The organism is Halomonas sp. JS92-SW72 (genome assembly GCF_003547075.1).
Lineage (GTDB): Bacteria > Pseudomonadota > Gammaproteobacteria > Pseudomonadales > Halomonadaceae > Halomonas > Halomonas alkalicola.
In genome coordinates this window covers 1,315,651-1,335,411 of the sequence record NZ_CP032147.1, presented here as the reverse complement: position 1 = coordinate 1,335,411, position 19,761 = coordinate 1,315,651, and the positions used below count along the sequence as shown (strand labels likewise).

Sequence of the window (19,761 nt, the reverse complement as noted above, 5' to 3'; positions counted from 1 at the left end):
CCGTCACGGCATGAGGATGGCACGATGACGTCTCTGACGGACAAGACCACGGCCCCGGATGCCCGGGTCAAGCCGGTGACCGAGCTGGCGGCGCGCCTCTCCCGGGAGCTGGAAGGCGAGGTGCTGTTCGACCAGGCCTCCCGAGGCCGCTACTCCACCGACGCCTCGATCTACCAGGTGACCCCGGTGGGGGTGGTGATCCCCCGCCACCAGCAGGATCTGACCGCGGCGCTGCAGATCGCCCGCGATGCCCGGGTGCCGATCCTGGCCCGCGGTGCGGGTACCAGCCAGTGCGGCCAGACGGTGGGCGAGGCGCTGGTGATCGACACCACCCGCTGGCTCAACGAGGTCATCGAGTTCGACGCCGAGGCGCGCACCGTGGTGGTGGAACCCGGCATCGTGCTCGACCACCTCAACGCCTGGCTCAAGCCCCATGGGCTCTGGTACCCGGTGGATGTCTCCACCAGCGCCCAGTGCACCCTCGGCGGCATGACCGGCAACAACTCCTGCGGCTCGCGCTCGATCCGCTACGGCAACATGGTCCACAACGTGCTGGGGGTCGACGCCTGGCTCGCCGACGGCAGCGAGGGGCACTTCGGCTTCCTCGACGAGCTGCCCGAGAGCGGGCCGGTGCGGGCACTGGCGGACAAGGTCAAGGCCATCGCCGACGGGGTCGCCCCGGAGATCCGCGAGCACTTCCCCAAGGTGCTGCGCCGGGTCGGCGGCTACAACCTGGACCTCTTCGACTGCCAGAACCCCAAGCCCTACGATGCGCGGGAGCGGGTCAACCTGGCTCACCTGCTGGTGGGCTCGGAGGGCACCCTGGGGGTGAGCCGGCGCATCACGCTCAGGCTCTCGCCGCTGCCCGTGCACAAGGTGCTGGGGGTGGTGAACTTCCCCACCTTCTACCAGGCGATGGACGTCACCCAGCACATCGTCAAACTCGACCCCACGGCGGTGGAGCTGGTCGACCGCACCATGATCGACCTGTCGCTCGAGAACCCGGCCTTCCGCCCGGTGATCGAGAAGGCGCTGATCGGCCAGCCCCAGGCGGTGCTGCTGGTGGAGTTCGCCGGCGAGGAGCGCGAGGCCCAGCTCGCCTCGCTCAAGCGCCTCACCGAGCTGATGGCCGACCTCGGCCTGCCCGGCAGCGTGGTGGAGATGCCCGAGGCCGCCGAGCAGGCGGCGCTGTGGAACGTGCGCAAGGCGGGGCTCAACATCATGATGAGCATGAAGGGGGACGGGAAGCCGGTCTCCTTCATCGAGGATTGCGCGGTGCCCCTGGAGCACCTCGCCGAGTACACCGACAAGCTCACCGAGGTGTTCCACCGCTACGGCACCGAGGGCACCTGGTACGCCCACGCCAGCGTCGGCACCCTGCACGTGCGGCCGATCCTCGACATGCGCCGCGACGGCGCCCGCAAGATGCGCGAGATTGCCGAGCAGGCCTCCGCGCTGGTGCGCGAGTACAAGGGGGCCTACTCCGGCGAGCACGGCGACGGCCTGTGCCGCGGCGAGTGGGTGGCCTGGCAGTTCGGCGAGACCCTGAACGACGCCTTCCGGGCGGTGAAGGGGGCCTTCGACCCGGAGAACCTGCTCAACCCCGGCAAGATCGTCGACACCCCGAAGATGGACGACGAGGCCTACTTCCGCTTTCCCACCAGCTACCAGCGCATCCCGCTCACGCCGCTGTTCGACTGGTCGGCCTGGAACGTCACCCGCGACCCGCTGACCGGCGAGCAGGGCGGGCCCGGCAGCGCCGGCGACGCCACCCATGGCCTGGCCATGGCGGTGGAGATGTGCAACAACAACGGCCACTGCCGCAAGTTCGACGCCGGCACCATGTGCCCCAGCTACCGCATCACCAAGGACGAGCAGCACCTCACCCGCGGGCGGGCCAACACCCTGCGCCTGGTGCTCTCGGGCCAGCTGGGCGAGGCGGGCCTGGCCGGTGACGAGGTCAAGGAGGCGCTGGATCTCTGCGTCTCCTGCAAGGGGTGCAAGCGCGACTGCCCCACCGGGGTGGACATGGCCAAGTTCAAGATCGAGGCCCGCGCCGCCCGCGCCAGAGTCAAGGGGCTCGCCCTGCGCGACCGCCTGGTCGGCGAGATGCCGCGCTATGCGCCCTGGGCGAAGCGGTTTGCCGGGCTGCTGGGCGCCGTGGAGCGCGTCGATGCCGTGGCGCGGCCGCTCAAGAGGGCGCTGGGCCTGGCCCCCGAGCGCCGCTTCCCGGCCTTCACCGGTGATTTTCTCAAGGAGTCCCACGCCTCGGCGCCTCCGGCCTCCTCGGACCAGGCGACCCGAGAGGTGGTGCTCTTCGTCGATACCTTCAACAACTACATGGAGAGCGACAACGCCCGGGCCGCCAAGCGGGTGCTGGAGGCGGCCGGCTACCGGGTGCATCTCAACGTGAAGCCGGGGGAGCGGCCGCTCTGCTGCGGACGCACCTACCTCTCCTCGGGGCAGTTCGACAAGGCCAAGGCCGAGGCGAAGCGCTCCCTGGAGGCGCTGATGCCCTTCGTCGAGCGCGGCGTGGCCATCGTCGGCCTCGAGCCCTCCTGCCTGCTCTCCCTGCGTGACGAGTTCCTGCAGTACGGCTTCGGCGACCAGGCCCGGGCGCTGTCCGAGTCGGCCTTCCTCTTCGAGGAGTTCCTGGTGCGGGCGCATCAGGCGGGGGCGCTGGCCCTCGAACTCAAGCCGCTGCCGGGGCGCGCCCTGCTGCATGGCCACTGCCACCAGAAGGCCTTCGACGCCCTGCGCCCGGTGGAGCAGGTGCTGGGCTGGATCCCGGAGCTTTCGGTTGCGACCATCGAGTCCTCCTGCTGCGGCATGGCGGGCAGCTTCGGCTACGAGGCGGAGCACTACGAGGCCTCGCTCAAGATGGCCGAGCTCTCGCTGCTGCCGGCGATCCGCGCGGCGGACGATGACGCCGTGCTGGTGGCCGATGGCACCAGCTGCCGCCACCAGATCCGCGACGGCAGCGGGCGCGAGGCGATCCACGTGGCGCGGCTGCTGGAGCGGGCGCTGGCATGACCTAGCGTGCCGCTGGCATGCGCGGCCGCGAGCCCCCATCATGGCGGCAGTGCCAGCCCGGCGACAGAGGAGGCGAGGAGCTTCGATGATCGATCTGCGCAGTGATACCGTGACCCGGCCCACCGCGGCCATGCGCGAGGCGATGGCCCGCGCCGAGGTGGGCGACGACGTCTGGGGCGACGACCCCAGCATCAACGCCTTCGAACAGGCCGTGGCGGAGCGCGCCGGCAAGGCCGCCGCGCTGCTGTTCCCCTCGGGGACCCAGAGCAACCTCTGCGCCCTGCTGACCCACTGCCAGCGGGGCGAGGAGGTGATCGCCGGCCAGTACTCCCATATCTATCGCGAAGAGGGGGGCGGGGCGGCGGCGCTCGGCAGCATCAGCGTGCAGCCGCTGCCCCACGAGGCCGACGGCAGCCTGGCGCTGGAGAGCCTGCGCGCCGCGGTGAAGGGCGACGACATCCACCACTGCCGCAGTCGCCTGCTGGCGCTGGAGAACACCTTCCGCGGCAAGGTGCTGCCCCGGGACTACGCCCTGGCCGCCACGGCCCAGGCTCACGCCCAGGGCCTGGCCACCCACCTGGACGGGGCACGGCTCTTCAACGCCTCGGTGGCCACGGGGCTGTCGCTTGCCGAGCTCTGCGAGGGCTTCGATTCGGTGTCGCTCTGCTTCTCCAAGGGGCTCGGCGCGCCGGTGGGCTCGCTGCTGCTGGGCGAGGCCGACTTCATCGCCCGGGCGCGGCGCTGGCGCAAGACCCTCGGCGGCGGCATGCGCCAGGCGGGGCTGTTGGCTGCGGCCTGCCACCACGCCTTCGACCATCACGTGGCGCGCCTGGCCGACGACCACGACAACGCCCGGCGCCTGGCCGAGGGGCTCGGGGCGATCCCCGGCGTCGAGCTGCGCGCCTGCGACACCAACATGGTGTTTACCGCCGTCCCCGCGGCCCACTGCGGGCCGCTCCAGGCACACCTGGAAGCCCGGGGGATCCTCGCCGCGGTGGGGCCGGTGACCCGCTGGGTGACCCACCTCGACGTGAGCCGTGAGGACATCGAGCGGGTGGTGGCGGCGGTGGGCGACTACGTCACCCGGGCCGGCAGCGACCTGGCGGCCGCGGCAAGCTGACCCCCCGCCCACGCCACAAGGAGAACCGTAATATGGCGATCTATCAGTACGGGGAGCATCGCCCCGAGATTCAGGACGATGTCTACGTGGCCGAGACCGCCGACGTGATCGGCCAGGTCACCCTCAAGGCCGGCGCCAGCGTCTGGTACCAGGCGGTGCTGCGCGGCGATACCGACCACCTGGAGGTGGGCGAGGAGAGCAACATCCAGGACGGGGCGGTGCTCCATGCCGACCCCGGCTTCCCGCTCCGGGTGGGGCGGGGGGTGACCGTGGGCCACCAGGCGATGCTGCACGGCTGCACCATCGGCGACGGCAGCCTGGTGGGCATCCAGGCGGTGATCCTCAACGGCGCGGTGATCGGCGAGAACTGCCTGGTGGCGGCCGGCGCCGTGGTCAAGGAGGGGGCGGAGTTCCCGGCGGGTTCGCTGATCGTCGGCGCCCCGGCCAGGGTGGTGCGCGAACTCTCCGCGGAGGCGATCGAGGGGCTCAAGAAGAACGCGGCGGGCTACGTGGAGCGCGGCCGGCTCCACGCGAGCCAGCTCAAGCGCCTCGACTGACCGGCCGGCCGAGCCCGCGGCGGCTCGACGCCCCAGACGTACAGGGCCCCGCTCCAACCGGAGCGGGGCCCTGTGCGTTGCGGGACCGATCTGGCCTCAGCCGATGGCGGCGACGCCGGCCTTGGCCACCTGAACGTCCTGGTCGGGCTTGACCCCGGAGATGCCGACGCTTCCGGCCACCTCGCCGTCGACGATCACCGGCACGCCGCCGGAGAGCAGCGACTGCATGGGGGCGGTGACGAAGGCGGTACGGCCGCCGTTGATCATCTCCTCGAAGGCCTGGGTCTCGCGGCGGCCCAGGGAGGCGTTGCGGGCCTTCTGGGTGGCCACGTCGGCGCTGAAGGGCGGGGCGCTGTCCATGCGGCGCAGGCCGAGCAGGTGGCCGCCGTCGTCGGCGACGGCGATGGTCACGCCCCAGCCGTTGGCCTCGGCCTCCTTCTGGGCGGCATCGAGGATGGCGTTGACGTCGGTCAGGGTCAGTACGGGCTTGGTCTTCATGGGGAACTCCTTGGGTGGGACTGCAGAATCTGGCCGGCGATGAGCTTTACCGGCGACAAGCCTTCGCGAGGGCGCTGTGAACCCCTCCCTGGGCGCTACTTTTGCCTTCCCTGGCAAAAGACCCTCGCTCCGCCTTATCCCCGGCGCTCATCTGACTAAGTCGCCTAGCTCAAGGCTTCATCGACGATCTCGATCCAGTGCCTGACGGGGGTGCGGTTGGCGCCGTTGAGGTGCGTCTGGCAGCCGATATTGGCCGTCACGATCACCTCGGGCTTGCCGGCCTCGAGATTGTCGAGCTTGTTGTCGCGCAGCTGCGTCGAGAGCTCGGGCTGGGTGATGGAGTAGGTGCCCGCCGAGCCGCAGCAGAGGTGGGCATCGGCCACCGGCGTCAGCGAGAAGCCAAGCCGGGTTAGCACCGACTCCACGGCGCCGCCGAGCTTCTGGGCGTGCTGCAGGGTGCAGGGGCAGTGGAAGGCGAGCTTGCGGCTCTGCTTCACCTCGAGGGCGTCTAGCGCCTCGTCGCGCAGCACCTCCACCAGGTCCCTGGCCAGCGCGCTCACCCGGGCCGCCTTCTCGGCGTAGGCCGGGTCGTCCTTGAGGATGTCGACGTACTCCTTGACGAAGGCGCCGCAGCCGCTGGCGGTCTGCACGATGGCCTCCGCGCCGGCCTCGACGTGCGGCCACCAGGCGTCGATGTTGGCCCGCGCCCGGGCGCGACCGTCGTCGTGGGCGTTCAGGTGGAAGTCGATGGCGCCGCAGCAGCCGGCCTCCGCCACCGGCGTCAGGCCGATGCCGAGGCGGTCCAGCACCCGGGCGGTGGCGGCGTTGGTGTTGGGCGAAAGGCCCGGCTGCACGCAGCCCTCCAGGATCAGCATCTGGCGGGCGTGGCGGCTGCCCTCGGGGCGCTTGCCGGCATCCACGGGGGCGGGCGGCAGCTTGTCGCGCAGGGCGCCGGGCACCAGCGGCCGGAAGGTCTGGCCGAGCTTGAGCAGCGCCTGGAAGCGCTTCGGCTCCACCAGCATCTTGCGCAGCGCATAGCGCTGGGCGCGCTCGGCCGGCTTGCGGGGCACCCGCCGCTCGATCTCGGCGCGGCCGATGTCGAGCAGCTTGTGGTACTCCACGCCGGAGGGGCAGGTGGTCTCGCAGTTGCGGCAGGTCAGGCAGCGGTCCAGGTGCAGGCGGGTCTCCTCGGTCACCTTGTCGGCGCCCTCGGGGGCCTCGAGCATCTCCTTCATCAGGTAGATGCGCCCGCGGGGGCCGTCGCGCTCGTCGCCGAGCAGCTGGTAGGTGGGGCAGGTGGCGTTGCAGAAGCCGCAGTGCACGCAGCTGCGCAACACCCGGTCGGCCTCGCGGATATGCGGCTTCTTGAGATCTTCCTCGGAAAAATGCGTCTGCATCTCGGCGTTATCCCCTCTGTCTCAGAATGCCGCGTAGAGCCGGCCCGGATTGAAGATCCCCTTGGGGTCCAGCTCGGTCTTGAGGTTCTGGTGGTACTTGGCCAGCAGCGGGGCGAGCGGGGTGAAGGGCTCGTCCACCGGCTGGCCGTTGGCGCCGCGCCAGCAGGTGGCGTGGCCGCCGGCCCGGGCGACCACCTCGCGCAGGGTCGCGGCGTCGAGGTCACTTCTCAGCCAGCGCTGGGCACCGGCCCAGTCGTAGAGCACGTCGGCATCATTGACGCCGGGAAGCTCGAGCACCGGGGTGTGGTGGGGCAGCGAGAGGCGCCACAGGGCGCGGCCGTCATCCCTGGCGAAGAAGGCCAGGCGCTGCTCGTTCAGGGCGGCCCAGAAGTCGGGCTTGAGCTCGTCGCCGCCCAGCCGCTCGGCGGTGGCGGCCACCGAGCTCGGTCCGCCCTCCAGACGCAGGTGCAGGGCGCCGTCGAGCCAGGCCGCGGCGGTGATGGGCAGCGGCTGACGGCCCCACTCGGAGAGTTTCACGAGGGCCTGGGCCAGCGGCATGTCCAGGTGCAGGCTGCGGCTGGCGCCGGGCAGCGGCAGCACCTTCATGGAGACCTCGGTCAGCAGCCCCAGGGTGCCCTGGGCGCCCACCATCAGCCGCGAGAGGTCGTAGCCGGCGACGTTCTTCATCACCTGGCCGCCGAAGCGCTGCTCGCTGCCCTGGCGGGTGATGACCCGCGTGCCCAGCACGAAGTCGCGCACGCTGCCGGCCCAGGGGCGGCGCGGGCCGGAGAGGCCGGTGGCGATCATGCCGCCCACGGTGGCGTCCTCGCCGAAGTGGGGCGGCTCGCAGGGCAGCATCTGGCCGTTGGCGGCCAGGGCGGCCTCCAGTTCGCGAAGCGGCGTGCCGGTACGCACCGAGACGATCAGCTCCACCGGGTCGTACTCGGTGATGCCGCGGTGCTCCCGGGTCGAGAGCGCCTCGCCCTCGACCTTGCGCCCATAGAAGGCCTTGGTGTCGCCGCCGACGATGCGCAGGGGGGTACCCTCGGCCTCGGCACGGCGGATGCGGTCGGCCAGCGCCTCGCTGGCGTCCTGGCTCGGGATATCGTGAGTCGTCACCATGTCGTCGAAGTCTCTCAGCCTTGGCTCTCTGGGGCCTGGGTCGGGGCGGGGGCGTCGCCGGCGCTCTTGGTCAGGCGGAACTCGGAGCAGCGCGCCGGGGTGGGAATGTTCTTGCCCGGGTTGAGCAGCTCGTCGGGGTCGAAGGCGCGCTTGGCGGCCCGGAAGGTGGCGAGCTCTCCGGGGCTGAACTGCACGCACATCTGGTGGATCTTCTCGCGACCCACCCCGTGCTCGCCGGTGATGGTGCCGCCCACCTCGACGCACAGCTCGAGAATGCGCCCGCCCAGCTCCTCGGCGCGCTCGAATTCGCCGGGCTGGTTGGCATCGAAGAGGATCAGCGGGTGCATGTTGCCGTCACCGGCGTGGAAGACGTTGGCCACGCGCAGGCCGTACTCCTCGCCCAGCGCACCGATGCCCTTGAGCACCCGGGCCAGCTCGCGGCGGGGAATGGTGCCGTCCATGCAGTAGTAGTCCGGGGACATGCGGCCTACCGCCGGGAAGGCATTCTTGCGCCCGGCCCAGAACAGCGCGCGCTCGGCCTCGTCGCGGGCCTGCTGGATGCCGGTGGCACCGGCCTGTTCCAGCACGCGGCGCACGGTCTGGCAGTCGTCGTCGACGTCGGCCTCGACGCCATCCAGCTCGCAAAGCAGGATCGCCTCGGCCTCCACCGGGTAGCCGGCGCCGATGAAGTCCTCGGCGGCGCGGATCGCCAGGTTGTCCATCATCTCCAGGCCCCCGGGGATGATGCCCGCGGCGATGATGGCGCCCACGGCGTTGCCGGCCTTCTCGATGTCGTCGAAGCTCGCCATCAGCACCTTGGCGCTCTCCGGCTTGGGCAGCAGCTTGACGGTCACCTCGGTGACCACGCCGAGCATGCCCTCGGAGCCGGTGAACAGGGCGAGCAGGTCGAAGCCCGGCGCGTCCAGGGCGTCGGAGCCGAGCGTCATGCGCTCGCCCTCGATGGTCAGCACCTCGACCCGGATCACGTTGTGCACGGTCAGCCCGTACTTCAGGCAGTGTACGCCACCGGCGTTCTCCGCCACGTTGCCGCCGATGGAGCAGGCGATCTGGGAGGAGGGGTCCGGGGCGTAGTAGAGCCCGTAGGGCGCCGCCGCCTCGGAGATCGCCAGGTTGCGCACCCCGGGCTGGACTCGGGCGGTGCGCGCGTCGGGGTCGATCTCGAGGATGCGGTTGAAACGCGACAGCACCAGCAGCACGCCGTGCTCCAGCGGCAGGGCGCCGCCGGAGAGGCCGGTGCCGGCGCCGCGAGTCACCACCGGGACGCCCAGGGCGCGGCAGCGCTTGAGCAGGGTCTCGACCTGCTCGAGGGTCTCGGGCAGCGCCACCAGCATCGGCAGGGCGCGGTAGGCGGAGAGGCCGTCGCACTCGAAGGGCCGCAGGTCCTCCTCGCGGTGCAGCAGGGTCATGCCGGGGAGTGCCTGGCGCAGGTCGGCGAGTACCTCGGCGGGATCGCGCCGGGCCACTTCGCCATCGAGTCGTTCATCGAAGAGGGTGTTCATGATGACTCCGGAGGAGAGGGAGGTATCTCTTCAGTGTAGATGTCAATTGTATGAAAATATTTTCCATTAATCCATGGAAAATTGTTCCATATAGAAGAGGAGTTGGCTCCGTTCAGAGGGGAGATGGGCGGAAAATGACCGGGCCCCGCCGAGAGTCGGCGAGGCCCGGTGAGCGTCATGCTCGTACCATCAACCCACCCGCATCAGCGGATCGGAGATGCCCATCACATAGAAGGCCACCATCGCGATGATGCCGGTGAAGACCAGGTAGTAGATGGTCGGCAGGATGGTCTTGCGGATGGTGATGCCCTCGCGGCCCAGCAGGCCCACGGTGGCAGACGCCGCGACCACGTTGTGGATGGCGATCATGTTGCCCGCCGCGGCGCCCACGGCCTGCAGGGCCACCATCATGGCGGTGGAGATGCCGAGCTGCTGTGCCACGTTGAACTGGAACTCGGCCAGCATCAAGTTGGACACGGTGTTGGAGCCGGCGATGAAGGCGCCCAGGGCACCCACGGCCGGGGCGAAGAAGGGATAGACCCCACCCACACCGTCGGCCACGAACTGCGCCATGGCCACCGGCATGGAGACCAGGTCCGCCGCGTTGACACCGGAGTTGATCAGGATCCGCACCATGGGGATGGTGAAGATCAGCACGAAGCCGGCGCCGAGAATGGTCTTGGAGGATTCGCCGAAGGCGGCTCCGAGCTCACTGATGCGCATGCGGTGCAGCAGGGCGGTGACCAGCACCACCATCAGCAGGATGCCGCCCGGCAGGTAGAGGGGGGCAATGCTCCCGGAAACGCCGGCCTCGCCGAGGATATTGCTCCAGCCGAAGGTCCAGGCGTTGAGCGCCTCACGCAGCGGGTCGATGGTACGAGAAGCGACCAGGAAGACGGCCAGCAGCACGTAGGGTACCCAGCCCATCAGGGTGGAGATCGGCGCCTTGCCGGCGATGTCGTCCAGCTTGATTTCCAGCTTGCCGATCCACTCGTCCGGCCAGGACTTGCGCTCGGGGAAGTCCCAGACATCCTTGGGAATCAGGAAGCCGCGACGGGCCGCGGGCACGACGACGGCCAGGCCGACCATGGCGCCGATCATCGACGGGAATTCCGGGCCGAGCAGCACGCCGGCCAGCATGTAGGGCACCACGAAGGCGACGCCGGCGAAGATCGCGAAGGGGGCAATGGAGAGGCCCTCCTTCCAGGATTTGCTGGCACCGAAGAACTTGACCATGATCACCACCATGATCAGCGGCATCAGGATGCCGACGATGCCGTGGATCACGGCCACCTCGGCGGCGATCAGGCGGAAGTACTCCATCCAGGTGTAGCCGCCGGCTTCCAGCGCCTCGGCGATGCCATCGCGGTTGATGCCGCCGGTGACGCCCACCACGATCGGGGTGCCCACGGCGCCGAAGGAGACCGGGGTTGACTGGATCATCATGCCCACCACCACGGCGGCCAGTGCCGGGAAGCCGAGTGCCACCATCAGCGGCGCGGCCACGGCGGCCGGGGTGCCGAAGCCGGAAGCGCCCTCGATGAAGCAGCCGAACAGCCAGGCGACGATGATGGCCTGGACACGGCGGTCGGGGCTGATGCCGGAGAAGCCGTTGCGGATCGCGGTGATGCCGCCGGAGTGCTTCAGGGTGTTGAGCAGCAGGATGGCCCCGAAGATGATCCACAGGATCGACACGGTGAGGATCAGACCCTGAAGGGTCGAAGCCAGTACCCGGTTGAAGCTCATGTCCCAGGCGAGCAGGGCGATAAGGGCGGTGACCACGTAGACGGCCGGCATTGCGGTCTTGGCCGGCATCCGGAAGCCGATCAGCAGTACACCGGCCAGCACCAGAGGCGTAAAGGCCAGCAGCGCAAGTAGGGTGTCATTCATGAGGCAGGTTTCCCCTCGACTGTTGTGATGATGTTGTCTGCAATGAGGTGGCGCGACTCCGCCTGCCGGGGGCACGGCGGATGCGCGAAAGATACGCCCTGGGAGCGTTGACTCGCCAGCGGTGGAGAATTGGTATTACCAATCGAATTCTTGTTTTCGCAATGTCTGAAATAAGGAAATGCCTTTTTCAACAATGGGTTGTTCGGTAGCGCTCGAGGTCTGCCGCAAAACGGCGTCTCCTGACTATAGACTAAAGGACAGGGAGGGCGGGGCCGGATGGGCCTTGGCATGCCGCGTGGCGGGGGCGGGAAAAGGCTGGCACACTGCCGGGGACACGCCAATCGCAACGGGGGAACGTCATGACACGGGTGCTCTTTGATCTCTGCGGCATCGATGAGGGGCTGCGCTTCTCGCCCTACTGCTGGCGGGTGCGCTATGCGCTTGCCCACAAGGGGCTGGAGGCCGAGACCCGCCCCTGGCGCTTCAATGACAGGGCGGCGCTGGCCTTTGCCGATCACGACAAGGTGCCGGTGCTGGTCGACGGTGACGAGACGGTCACCGACAGCTACGCCATCCTGCGCTACCTGGATCGCGCCTACCCCGAGTCCCCGCTGTTCGGTGACGCCCTGGCCGAGGGGCGAGCGAGCTTCCTCAAGCACTACGCGGAGCGCTCCCTGCAGCCGGCCATGCTGCGCACCATCATCATGGACCTGCTCAACGCCATTCACCCCGACGATCGCGACTACTTTCGCAACACCCGCGAGAAGCGCCTCGGTCGCACCCTGGAGGAGTTCCACTCGCCGGCGAAGGGGCTCTCGCAGCTGGATGCGGCGCTCGAGCCGCTGCGCGGCCGACTGAAGGAGGCGGACTACATCGACGGCGAGGCGCCCGCGGCCGGCGACTACCTGGTGTTCGGCAGCTTCATGTGGGCGCGCTGCGTGTCGAGCGCCGACCTGGTCTCCAACGCCGACCCGGTCTACGCCTGGCTCGAGCGCATGCTCGACCAGCACGGCGGCCTGGGGCGCCGCGCCATGCGCATCACCGATATCGAGGGGGCCTACCGCTGAAGGTCAGGGAGCGGCAGGAGGCATGAGCAGAATGGGCCTTCGCCATGTTGCATCGCACAAAATCGCCTGCTATGTTGCAATGCAGCGCAGGGCGAAGTGCCCTGTCTTCCCAAGGTAGACGGAGGTGTTCCATGACCAAGGCAACCACCCAAAAGGCCACCGAGCAGTTCGAGGGCCTGTTCGTCGAGCCGGCACGCGCCTATGGCTCCCTGACGCTCGAGTACTACGAGAAGCTGATGGCCGCCCAGATGGAAGCGGCCCGGACCTACACCGACCTCGGCCTGGCCCAGGCGCGCGCCTGGATCGACGTGCGTGATGCCGATGGCCTCAAGAAGGTCGTGGAAGGTCAGCAGAAGGCGGCCCAGGACCTGGGCGAGCGGATGAAGGCCGATGCCGAGAAGGTCAATGCCCTCGGCCAGGACTTCCTGCAGAAGAGCCAGAAGCTGGTCGAGGAAAGCCTGAAGTCCGCGACCGCCGCCGCCAAGTAAGGCAGGCGCCGGCGCCACGCCGGCCGCGACATCGAACGGGCCGCCCCATCTCGGGGCGGCCCGTGTGTTGGTGACCCGTGACGTAGGTGACCCGTGACGTAGGTGGTCGCCGAGGCGGGCGGCTCAGGGCGTCGTCTGACCCAGCAGGCGGATGACCTCGCCATCCTCCACCTGGCCGAAGTCGGCGAAGAACTGCCCCACCGCGCCGAAGCGGGCGGGGGCCTCGAGGCAGACCACCTCGTCGGCCAGGGCCTCGAGCCGTGCCAGGGTATCCGGCGGAGCCACGCCGAGGGCGGCGATGAGCCGGGCTGGCGCTCGCTGGCGCAAGGTGGCGAGTGCCGCGGCCATGGTGGCCCCGGTGGCGCTGCCGTCGTCCACCACCACCACCGTCCGCCCGGCCGGGTCGATGGGCGAGCGCACCGGCGTGTAGCGTCGGCGGCGTTCGTCGATCAGGTTGCGCTGCTCCTCGATCGCCCCGGTCAGCCACTCCTGGCGGCACTGCCTGGCCTGCTGCTCCAGGTGGACGCTGCCGTCCTCGCTGACCGCCCCGATGGCGTACTCGGGATTGCCGGGCGCGCCGATCTTGCGCACCAGCACCACGTCCAGCTCGCCCTCCAGCGCGTCAGCGATCACCCGGCCCATGGGCACGCCGCCGCGGGGAATGGCCAGCACCAGAGGGCGCTCCCCCTTCAGGTGGCCCAGGGCCTCGGCCAGGTGCCTGGCCGCCTCCAGTCGGTCGCGGTACATGGCTATCCCTCCGCAATGCGTTCGAGAGAAGTCTAGCCGAGGTGGCCCGGGCGAGCAGGCGAAGACGCGCGCGCCGCCGGGGTCTCCGGCGGCGCCTGGGTGGCGAAAGGGGTGGTGGACAGGAGAGGCGAAGTCGGGCGTCAGGCGTTGGACTCGGCCTTGCCGGCCTCGGCCTTGGCGTCCTCGCCGCCGCGCTGGCGCTTCGGCTTGCCGGGCAGGATGGCGTCGAGCAGCAGGGCGGCCAGCGCCGCCGGGACCAGGCCCGACTTCAGCAGCAGCCCCACCTGGCCGGGCATGGTCTCGGAGATCGCCTCCACGGCGGGCAGGCCGATGCCGAGGCTCAGGGAAACCGCGATGATCAGCATGGCGCGCTGGTCGAGCTCGCACTCCTGGATGATCTTGAGGCCCGCCGAGGCGATCATGCCGAACATCACCACGCCGGCACCGCCCAGCACCGCGTGGGGCATGGCCGCCACCAGGCCGCCCAGCTTGGGAAACAGCCCCATGCAGATCAGCAGGATGCCACCGATGGTCACCACATGGCGGCTGACCACGCCGGTCAGGGTGATCAGGCCCACGTTCTGGGCGTAGGCGGTGTTGGGCAGGGTATTGAAGAGCGCGGCGAAGGAGGTGGCCACGCCGTCGGCCATCACGCCGCCCGAGAGCTCGCGGTCCTTGGCCGGGCGGCCCGCGCCGCCGGTGGTGATGGCCGAGATGTTGCCGATGGTCTCCAGCCCCACCACGAACATGATCAGCACCATGCCGACGATGGCGGTGAGGTGGAACTCCATCCCGTACTGCAGCGGGCGCGGCACGGCGAACCAGGCCGCCTCGCGCAGGTTGGTGAAGTCCACCATGCCCAGTGCGATGGCCACCAGGTAGCCGGCCAGCAGCCCGAAGAGGATCGAGGAGGCCTTGACGAAACCGCGGCCCAGCTGGTGAACGGCGATGCACACCACCAGCACGAAGAGCGCCAGCAGCAGGTTGGTGGGCGAGGCGAAGTCGTCGGATCCCACGCCACCGGCGGCGTAGTTGAGGCCGACCGGCATCAGCGTGATGCCGATCAGCAGCACCACGATGCCCGTGACCACCGGTGAGAACCAGTGGCGGATCTTCCTGAGGAAGGCCCCCAGCACCACCTGCAGCAGGCCGGCGATCAAGGAGGCGCCGAGCACGGCGGCCAGCCCGAAGGCGTTGGCCAGGGGCAGCGCCACCGGCAGGAAGCCGAAGCTGGTGCCCTGGACGATGGGTAGGCGGGCGCCGATGGGGCCCACGCCAATGGTCTGGATCAGGGTCGAGACCCCGGCCACGAAGAGGGCCACCTGGATCAGGAAGATCGTCTCGCCGGTGGCGGCGCCGATCACGCCGGCGATGATGATGGGCGGAGTCACGTTGCCGGCGAACATCGCCATGATGTGCTGCAGCCCCAGGGGAATCGCCTTGGAGAGCGGCGGCATCGCGTCCGGGTCGCGGTTGATGGTGCGAGTGGGGTTCGTCTCGGGATGGGGCGCGGAACGGGGTCTGGTCATGGTCGGGCTCGCAGCTTGGGTTGTTGTCGGTGCTGGCGTGCGGGTCGTGAGGCTGGCCGGTTGTTATCGTGATTGAGGCCAATCCATGTCGTTAAATGTACACAATATGACTCCGTTTGAAAGACATCTGGATGATTTCCCGGAACTCATTTTCCGGATCCCTTGCTGATCAGCGGGTTATCCGCCATCTATTGACCGTTTGGTCATGTCGTGATCGAGTGCAGGGGGCAAGCCAGAACGACAAAAGCCCCGCGGAGGAAGCCGCGGGGCTGGCATCAGGGGCGCCGAGCGAAGCGTGGGGTGAAGGAGAGCCCTAGCCCTCCGCGCGGGCCTGCAGGCGGAACAGGGCGATGCGATTGATCTGCTCCACCGCGGTGCGGCGCTCCTCGGCCGGGGTGTTTTCCAGGCGCACCTCGAAGGCGTCGAGGATGGCGAAGCGGTCGCTGCCCTTCACCGCCATCACGAAGGGAAAGCCGAACTTCGCCTTGTAGGCCTCGTTGAGCCGCTCGAAACGGGCCAGCTCCTCCGGCGAGCACTGGTCGAGGCCGGCGCCGGCCTGCTCGCGAGTGGAGTCGTCGGTGAGGGTGCCGGCCAGTGCCGCCTTGCCGGCCAGGTCCGGGTGGGCGCGGATCACCTCCAGCTGGCGCTCGGGGGAGGCGCCCTCCAGCATCTCGCCCATCAGGGCGGCCAGGGCCTCGGGGCGATCATGGGCCTCGGTGAGGCCTCGCTCCCAGGCCAGCTCGGCGACCCAGGGGGAGTGCTCGTAGATCTCGCCGTAGCCGGCGACGAAGGCGGCCCTGTCCAGCTCGCTGGGGCGCGGGGTCAGCGTGTTGTTGTGGGTCATGGAGAAGCTCCGGTTGGGGGTGTTGGATAAATGTATACAAAAAATGTTTTGAAATGTACTCCATTAAGGTCTAAAAATGTTGTCAGGAAAATCCTCCGCCGTCTATCCAACCCGCCAATCAACCCACACCTAAGGGAGTCGAGACAATGGGACGCCTGACCACCCATGTACTGGATACCGCCCGGGGCCTGCCCGGCGAGGGCATTCGCATCGAGGTCTATCGCCTGGACGCCAGCGGCCGTACCCGCCTGAAGGAGGTCGTCACCAACGACGACGGGCGCTGCGATGCGCCGATCCTCGAAGGCGACGAGCTCTGCCGCGGCGAGTACGAGCTGGTCTTCCACGCCGGCGACTACCTGCGCCGGCAGGGCGTCGAGGCCGAGGAACCGCGTTTCCTGGACGTGATCCCGCTGCGCTTCGGGGTGGCCGATGTCGAGGCGCACTATCACGTGCCGCTGCTGCTCTCGCCGTATGGCTACTCCACCTACCGCGGCAGCTAGCCTCATCCCGAGCGTTGGCGGCACTCGCCAGTTTTCAAGACCAAGGCTGACCTTCGGTCACCAACAACAATGCCATGAGTCGAGGCTCCCCTGATGCAAGCCTATCTGCTGGACTTTGCCAACTTCATGCTGCGCTGGCTGCACGTCATCGCGGCCATCGCCTGGATCGGCGAATCGATCTACTTCGTGATGCTGGACAACAGCCTCAAGAAACCCAAGGCCGCCGAGGACCGCGACAAGGGGGTCTTCGGCGAGATGTGGGCGGTGCACGGCGGCGGCTTCTACCACAACCAGAAGTACGCCACGGCGCCGGCCAAGCTGCCCGATGACCTGCACTGGTCGTTCTGGAAGTCCTACACCACCTGGCTGTCGGGCTTCGCGCTCTTCGTGCTGCTCTACATGGCCAACCCGAGCTTCTATCTGGTCAACCCCAATGCCAGCTGGGAGTGGGCCGCCACCATGAGCGGCTGGCAGGCCAACGTGCTGGCGCTGCTCTTCCTGGTCGGCGGCTGGGTGGTCTACAACGAGCTGTGCAAGCGCATCAGCCCCGACATGACCCGGGACGGCCTGCTGAGCATCGCGGTGGCCGTGATGATGGTCGTGGTGGCCTGGCTCAGCACCCAGCTCTTCGCCGGCCGCGCCGCCTTCCTGATCACCGGCGCGGTGATGGCCACGGCGATGTCCGCCAACGTCTTCTTCTGGATCATCCCCGGCCAGCGCCGCATGGTCGCCGCCATGAAGGCGGGCGAGGCCCCCAACCCCCTGGACGGCAAGCGCGGCAAGCAGCGTTCGGTGCATAACACCTACTTCACCCTGCCGGTGGTGCTGCTGATGATCAGCAACCACTACTCCTTCGCCTACTCCCACGAGCAGGCCTGGGTGATCATGTCGCTGTTCATCTTCGCCGGGGCCCTGATTCGTCAGTTCTTCGTGCTGATGCATGCCGGCAGCATCAAGCCGGCCTATCCGGCGGCCGGCGTGGCGCTGATCGCCCTGGCGTTCTGGATCGCCGCCCCCGCGCCGTCACCCGCCGCCGATCCGGACCGTGCCGCGGTGAGCCTCGAGGAGGTCCACGCCATCATGGAGACCCGCTGCGTGGCCTGTCACGCCAGCCGGCCCACCCAGCCCGGCTTCAACGCGCCGCCGGCCGGGGTCGCCTACGATTCTCCCGAGCAGACCGCCGCCCAGCGTGCCCAGATCCAGCAGGTGGTGGCGAGCGGCTACATGCCGCTGGGCAACATGACCGGCATGACCGACGAGGAGCGCGAGGCCATCGCCGCCTGGTCACAGTGACGGCGGCGGCGCCGGTCGCCTTGCCCCTCCGCTCGTTCTTCACCCTGCGCCACGCCTTGACCCGCCCTCCCGGCGGGTCAAGGCGTATCGGGCAGTCGTATAAGGGGGCATCCGGCGTATACAATGCATGCCATCAGTGAAGGCAGGGGAGGTATGCCAGCATGAATCAGCGCCAGCCCGAGCCCGAACACCGGCCGTCTTCCCCGCGCCGCGGCAAGGACGGTGACGGTGCCGAGCGCCACGAGGTCATCTACCGGTCGATCAGCGATGCGATCATCGAGCATCGTCTCAAGCCCGGTGCCCGCCTGCGCGAGGATGCGCTCTCCGAGGTGTTCGGCGTCAGCCGCACCGGTATCCGCAAGATCCTGCAGCGCCTGGCGCTGGAGCAGCTGGTCACCCTGACGCCCCGCCGCGGGGCCAGCGTCACGCGCCCCACCGCCGACGAGGCCAAGGATGTCTTCGATGCCCGCCAGATGGTGGAGTGCGGCCTGATGCCCGAGGTGGCCCGGCGCATCACCACCGAGGAGGCGAGCGAGCTGAGGGACATGGCGCGCCGCGAGCGCGAGGCGCTCAGGGCCGGCGAGCAGAGCACCGCCATCAAGCTCTCGGCGGCCTTCCACGAGCGACTGGCCCAGCTCTCCGGCAATGCCACCCTGGCCGAATTCGTCGGCCGGCTCTGTTCGCGCTCCTCGCTGATCCTCGCCGTCTACGGCAATGCCGGGCACCTGGGCTGCGAGTCCCACGACCACGACGACCTGATCGGCTACCTGGAGGCGGGCAACGGCGAGCGCGCCGCGGCCTTCATGAGCCGCCACCTCAAGGCCATCGAGGCGTCGCTCTCCATCATCGAGGAGACCGAGGAGGCGCCGGACCTGCACAGCATCTTCGGGCGCTGACGGGCCGCGTCCGCCTGCCCCATGCAACGACAGCGCCCCGGACCTGAGTTGAACTGCACCCCGAAAGTTGGACATCCAATCCAACCTTCGGGGTGTTTTTATGAGCAATCGCGATTGCTCATAAAAACACCCCGAAGGTTGGATTGGATGTCCAACTTTCGGGGTGCAGTTCAGCCCCGGGGCCCGGTTTACCAACGACAACATGCAACGGAGTCACGCCATGCGTCACCTCTCCACCAAGCTTCTCGCCGGTACCGTCGCCGGCTCTCTGCTGGTCGCCGCCGCGGCCGCCCAGGCCGACCGCAGCGACTGGCCCTCCAACTTCACCGTGGGCACCGCCAGCCAGGGCGGCACCTACTACGTCTACGGTTCCGGCTGGGCCAACCTGGTCGCCGACGAGCTCGGCATCTCCGGCGGCGGCGAGGTGACCGGCGGCCCGACCCAGAACCTGGCACTGGTGCATACCGGCGACATCTCCTTCGGCCTGACCACCATGGGCCCCGCCTCCGACGCGGTGAAGGGCGAGAGCCCGCTGGCCCCCGGCGTGCCCATGGACAACGTCTGCGCGCTCTTCCCGATGTACGAGACCCCGTTCTCCATCACCGCGCTGTCCAGCACCGGCATCACCAGCATCTCCGACATCCCGGATGGCGCCCGCATCGGCTTCGGCCCCTCGGCCTCCACCTCCGACACCTACTTCCCGGCCATCCTCGAGACCCTGGGCGTCGACTTCCAGCGCCGCAACGGCGGCTGGTCCGACCTGGGCGGCCAGCTCCAGGACGGTCTGCTGGACGTGATCGCCTTCGCCGCCGGCATCCCGATCCCGGCCGTCAGCCAGCTCGAGGTGCAGACCAACGTGAACATCATCGAGTTCACCGAGGAGGAGATGGACACCGTGCTGGAGAACTTCCCGGTCTCCGAGTTCTGGATTCCCGCCAGCACCTACAGCACCCTGGAGGAGGATGCCCGCGCCGTCTCCATGTGGAACTTCGCCATCTCCCGCTGCGATCTGCCGGAGGACTTCATCTATGAAGTCACCAAGGTGACCATGGAGAACAACGACAAGATGCGTAACGTGCACCGCTCCGCCGAGACCTCCATCCCGGAGAACGTCGTGCACAACACCGTGCTGCCCTTCCATCCGGGTGCGGCGCGCTGGTACCAGGAGAACGGCTACGAGATCGACGAGTCGCTGATCCACTAAGCCCGCCCACTGGCACATCCCGCCCCGCCCCGGCAGTGCCGGCGCGGGGCTTGTCG

The 19,761-nt window shown here is 68.8% G+C and carries 17 protein-coding genes; 9 read left to right on the top strand and 8 right to left on the bottom strand.

Translation table 11 applies throughout. The features are described 5' to 3' along the window. Positions 1 to 24: 24 nt before the first annotated feature. The 3 genes from D1793_RS06345 (at position 25) to D1793_RS06335 (ending at position 4,710) form a co-directional block, all read left to right on the top strand. Positions 25 to 3,033 (top strand): FAD-binding and (Fe-S)-binding domain-containing protein, encoded by a 3,009-nt coding sequence (locus tag D1793_RS06345; protein ID WP_119021406.1) that lies wholly within the window; start codon positions 25 to 27, stop codon positions 3,031 to 3,033. An 85-nt stretch (positions 3,034 to 3,118) separates the two neighbouring features. Beyond that, positions 3,119 to 4,153: a low-specificity L-threonine aldolase gene (ltaE, locus tag D1793_RS06340; RefSeq protein ID WP_119021405.1), complete on the top strand. Its 1,035-nt coding sequence runs from the start codon at positions 3,119 to 3,121 to the stop codon at positions 4,151 to 4,153. Between the two features lie 32 nt (positions 4,154 to 4,185). Beyond that, positions 4,186 to 4,710 (top strand): gamma carbonic anhydrase family protein, encoded by a 525-nt coding sequence (locus D1793_RS06335; RefSeq protein WP_119021404.1) that lies wholly within the window; start codon positions 4,186 to 4,188, stop codon positions 4,708 to 4,710. Between the two features lie 96 nt (positions 4,711 to 4,806). Here D1793_RS06335 and D1793_RS06330 read toward each other — a convergent pair whose 3' ends face one another. From D1793_RS06330 to D1793_RS06310, 5 genes are all read right to left on the bottom strand, one after another. After that, positions 4,807 to 5,208: a heme-binding protein gene (locus D1793_RS06330; protein WP_119021403.1), complete on the bottom strand. Its 402-nt coding sequence runs from the start codon at positions 5,206 to 5,208 to the stop codon at positions 4,807 to 4,809. Positions 5,209 to 5,372: 164 nt separating this feature from the next. Then, the gene (glcF, locus tag D1793_RS06325; protein WP_119021402.1) at positions 5,373 to 6,605 is read right to left on the bottom strand and encodes a glycolate oxidase subunit GlcF; all 1,233 of its coding nucleotides are present in this window, start codon (positions 6,603 to 6,605) and stop codon (positions 5,373 to 5,375) included. 21 nt (positions 6,606 to 6,626) lie between these two features. Beyond that, entirely contained in the window at positions 6,627 to 7,727 is a 1,101-nt protein-coding gene (gene glcE, locus D1793_RS06320) for a glycolate oxidase subunit GlcE (protein ID WP_119021401.1), read from the bottom strand. Positions 7,728 to 7,741: 14 nt separating this feature from the next. Continuing rightward, the gene (glcD, locus tag D1793_RS06315) at positions 7,742 to 9,247 is read right to left on the bottom strand and encodes a glycolate oxidase subunit GlcD (RefSeq protein ID WP_119021400.1); all 1,506 of its coding nucleotides are present in this window, start codon (positions 9,245 to 9,247) and stop codon (positions 7,742 to 7,744) included. A gap of 189 nt (positions 9,248 to 9,436) precedes the next feature. After that, positions 9,437 to 11,137 (bottom strand): L-lactate permease, encoded by a 1,701-nt coding sequence (locus tag D1793_RS06310; protein ID WP_119021399.1) that lies wholly within the window; start codon positions 11,135 to 11,137, stop codon positions 9,437 to 9,439. A gap of 359 nt (positions 11,138 to 11,496) precedes the next feature. Here D1793_RS06310 and D1793_RS06305 point away from each other — a divergent pair, with 359 nt between their 5' ends. Continuing rightward, the gene (locus D1793_RS06305; RefSeq protein ID WP_119021398.1) at positions 11,497 to 12,204 is read left to right on the top strand and encodes a glutathione S-transferase N-terminal domain-containing protein; all 708 of its coding nucleotides are present in this window, start codon (positions 11,497 to 11,499) and stop codon (positions 12,202 to 12,204) included. A 131-nt stretch (positions 12,205 to 12,335) separates the two neighbouring features. Beyond that, on the top strand, positions 12,336 to 12,692 hold the full coding sequence (locus D1793_RS06300; protein ID WP_119021397.1) for a phasin family protein: 357 nt from the start codon (positions 12,336 to 12,338) through the stop codon (positions 12,690 to 12,692). Positions 12,693 to 12,815: 123 nt separating this feature from the next. Here D1793_RS06300 and D1793_RS06295 read toward each other — a convergent pair whose 3' ends face one another. From D1793_RS06295 to uraD, 3 genes are all read right to left on the bottom strand, one after another. After that, complete coding sequence (locus D1793_RS06295; protein ID WP_119021396.1) at positions 12,816 to 13,439, bottom strand: phosphoribosyltransferase family protein; 624 nt, start codon at positions 13,437 to 13,439, stop codon at positions 12,816 to 12,818. Between the two features lie 140 nt (positions 13,440 to 13,579). After that, a complete protein-coding gene (locus D1793_RS06290) occupies positions 13,580 to 14,968 on the bottom strand; it encodes a nucleobase:cation symporter-2 family protein (protein WP_119021395.1) in 1,389 nt (462 codons plus the stop codon). Positions 14,969 to 15,281: 313 nt separating this feature from the next. Further along, entirely contained in the window at positions 15,282 to 15,812 is a 531-nt protein-coding gene (gene uraD / locus D1793_RS06285; RefSeq protein WP_119021394.1) for a 2-oxo-4-hydroxy-4-carboxy-5-ureidoimidazoline decarboxylase, read from the bottom strand. Positions 15,813 to 15,958: 146 nt separating this feature from the next. Between uraD and uraH the strand changes: the two genes are divergently transcribed. The 4 genes from uraH (at position 15,959) to D1793_RS06265 (ending at position 19,705) form a co-directional block, all read left to right on the top strand. Beyond that, the gene (gene uraH, locus D1793_RS06280; RefSeq protein ID WP_119021393.1) at positions 15,959 to 16,312 is read left to right on the top strand and encodes a hydroxyisourate hydrolase; all 354 of its coding nucleotides are present in this window, start codon (positions 15,959 to 15,961) and stop codon (positions 16,310 to 16,312) included. Between the two features lie 93 nt (positions 16,313 to 16,405). Beyond that, complete coding sequence (locus tag D1793_RS06275) at positions 16,406 to 17,605, top strand: urate hydroxylase PuuD (RefSeq protein WP_119021392.1); 1,200 nt, start codon at positions 16,406 to 16,408, stop codon at positions 17,603 to 17,605. 161 nt (positions 17,606 to 17,766) lie between these two features. After that, positions 17,767 to 18,501 carry a GntR family transcriptional regulator gene (locus D1793_RS06270; protein ID WP_119021391.1) on the top strand — a complete coding sequence of 245 codons (735 nt, stop codon included), beginning with the start codon at positions 17,767 to 17,769 and terminating at the stop codon, positions 18,499 to 18,501. A 220-nt stretch (positions 18,502 to 18,721) separates the two neighbouring features. Next, on the top strand, positions 18,722 to 19,705 hold the full coding sequence (locus D1793_RS06265) for a TAXI family TRAP transporter solute-binding subunit (RefSeq protein WP_119021390.1): 984 nt from the start codon (positions 18,722 to 18,724) through the stop codon (positions 19,703 to 19,705). The last annotated feature ends 56 nt before the right edge of the window (positions 19,706 to 19,761 follow it).

Excerpts from the sequence above, each read along its gene's own strand:
- glcF (WP_119021402.1), bottom strand. The coding sequence starts at position 6,605 with ATGCAGACGCATTTTTCCGAGGAAGATCTCAAGAAGCCGCATATCCGC.
- D1793_RS06290 (WP_119021395.1), bottom strand. The coding sequence starts at position 14,968 with ATGACCAGACCCCGTTCCGCGCCCCATCCCGAGACGAACCCCACTCGC.
- glcE (WP_119021401.1), bottom strand. The coding sequence starts at position 7,727 with ATGGTGACGACTCACGATATCCCGAGCCAGGACGCCAGCGAGGCGCTG.
- D1793_RS06305 (WP_119021398.1), top strand. The coding sequence starts at position 11,497 with ATGACACGGGTGCTCTTTGATCTCTGCGGCATCGATGAGGGGCTGCGC.
- glcD (WP_119021400.1), bottom strand. The coding sequence starts at position 9,247 with ATGAACACCCTCTTCGATGAACGACTCGATGGCGAAGTGGCCCGGCGC.
- D1793_RS06345 (WP_119021406.1), top strand. The coding sequence starts at position 25 with ATGACGTCTCTGACGGACAAGACCACGGCCCCGGATGCCCGGGTCAAG.
- uraD (WP_119021394.1), bottom strand. The coding sequence starts at position 15,812 with ATGACCCACAACAACACGCTGACCCCGCGCCCCAGCGAGCTGGACAGG.
- D1793_RS06330 (WP_119021403.1), bottom strand. The coding sequence starts at position 5,208 with ATGAAGACCAAGCCCGTACTGACCCTGACCGACGTCAACGCCATCCTC.
- D1793_RS06300 (WP_119021397.1), top strand. The coding sequence starts at position 12,336 with ATGACCAAGGCAACCACCCAAAAGGCCACCGAGCAGTTCGAGGGCCTG.
- D1793_RS06335 (WP_119021404.1), top strand. The coding sequence starts at position 4,186 with ATGGCGATCTATCAGTACGGGGAGCATCGCCCCGAGATTCAGGACGAT.
- D1793_RS06270 (WP_119021391.1), top strand. The coding sequence starts at position 17,767 with ATGAATCAGCGCCAGCCCGAGCCCGAACACCGGCCGTCTTCCCCGCGC.
- D1793_RS06265 (WP_119021390.1), top strand. The coding sequence starts at position 18,722 with ATGCGTCACCTCTCCACCAAGCTTCTCGCCGGTACCGTCGCCGGCTCT.
- ltaE (WP_119021405.1), top strand. The coding sequence starts at position 3,119 with ATGATCGATCTGCGCAGTGATACCGTGACCCGGCCCACCGCGGCCATG.
- D1793_RS06310 (WP_119021399.1), bottom strand. The coding sequence starts at position 11,137 with ATGAATGACACCCTACTTGCGCTGCTGGCCTTTACGCCTCTGGTGCTG.
- D1793_RS06275 (WP_119021392.1), top strand. The coding sequence starts at position 16,406 with ATGCAAGCCTATCTGCTGGACTTTGCCAACTTCATGCTGCGCTGGCTG.
- D1793_RS06295 (WP_119021396.1), bottom strand. The coding sequence starts at position 13,439 with ATGTACCGCGACCGACTGGAGGCGGCCAGGCACCTGGCCGAGGCCCTG.
- uraH (WP_119021393.1), top strand. The coding sequence starts at position 15,959 with ATGGGACGCCTGACCACCCATGTACTGGATACCGCCCGGGGCCTGCCC.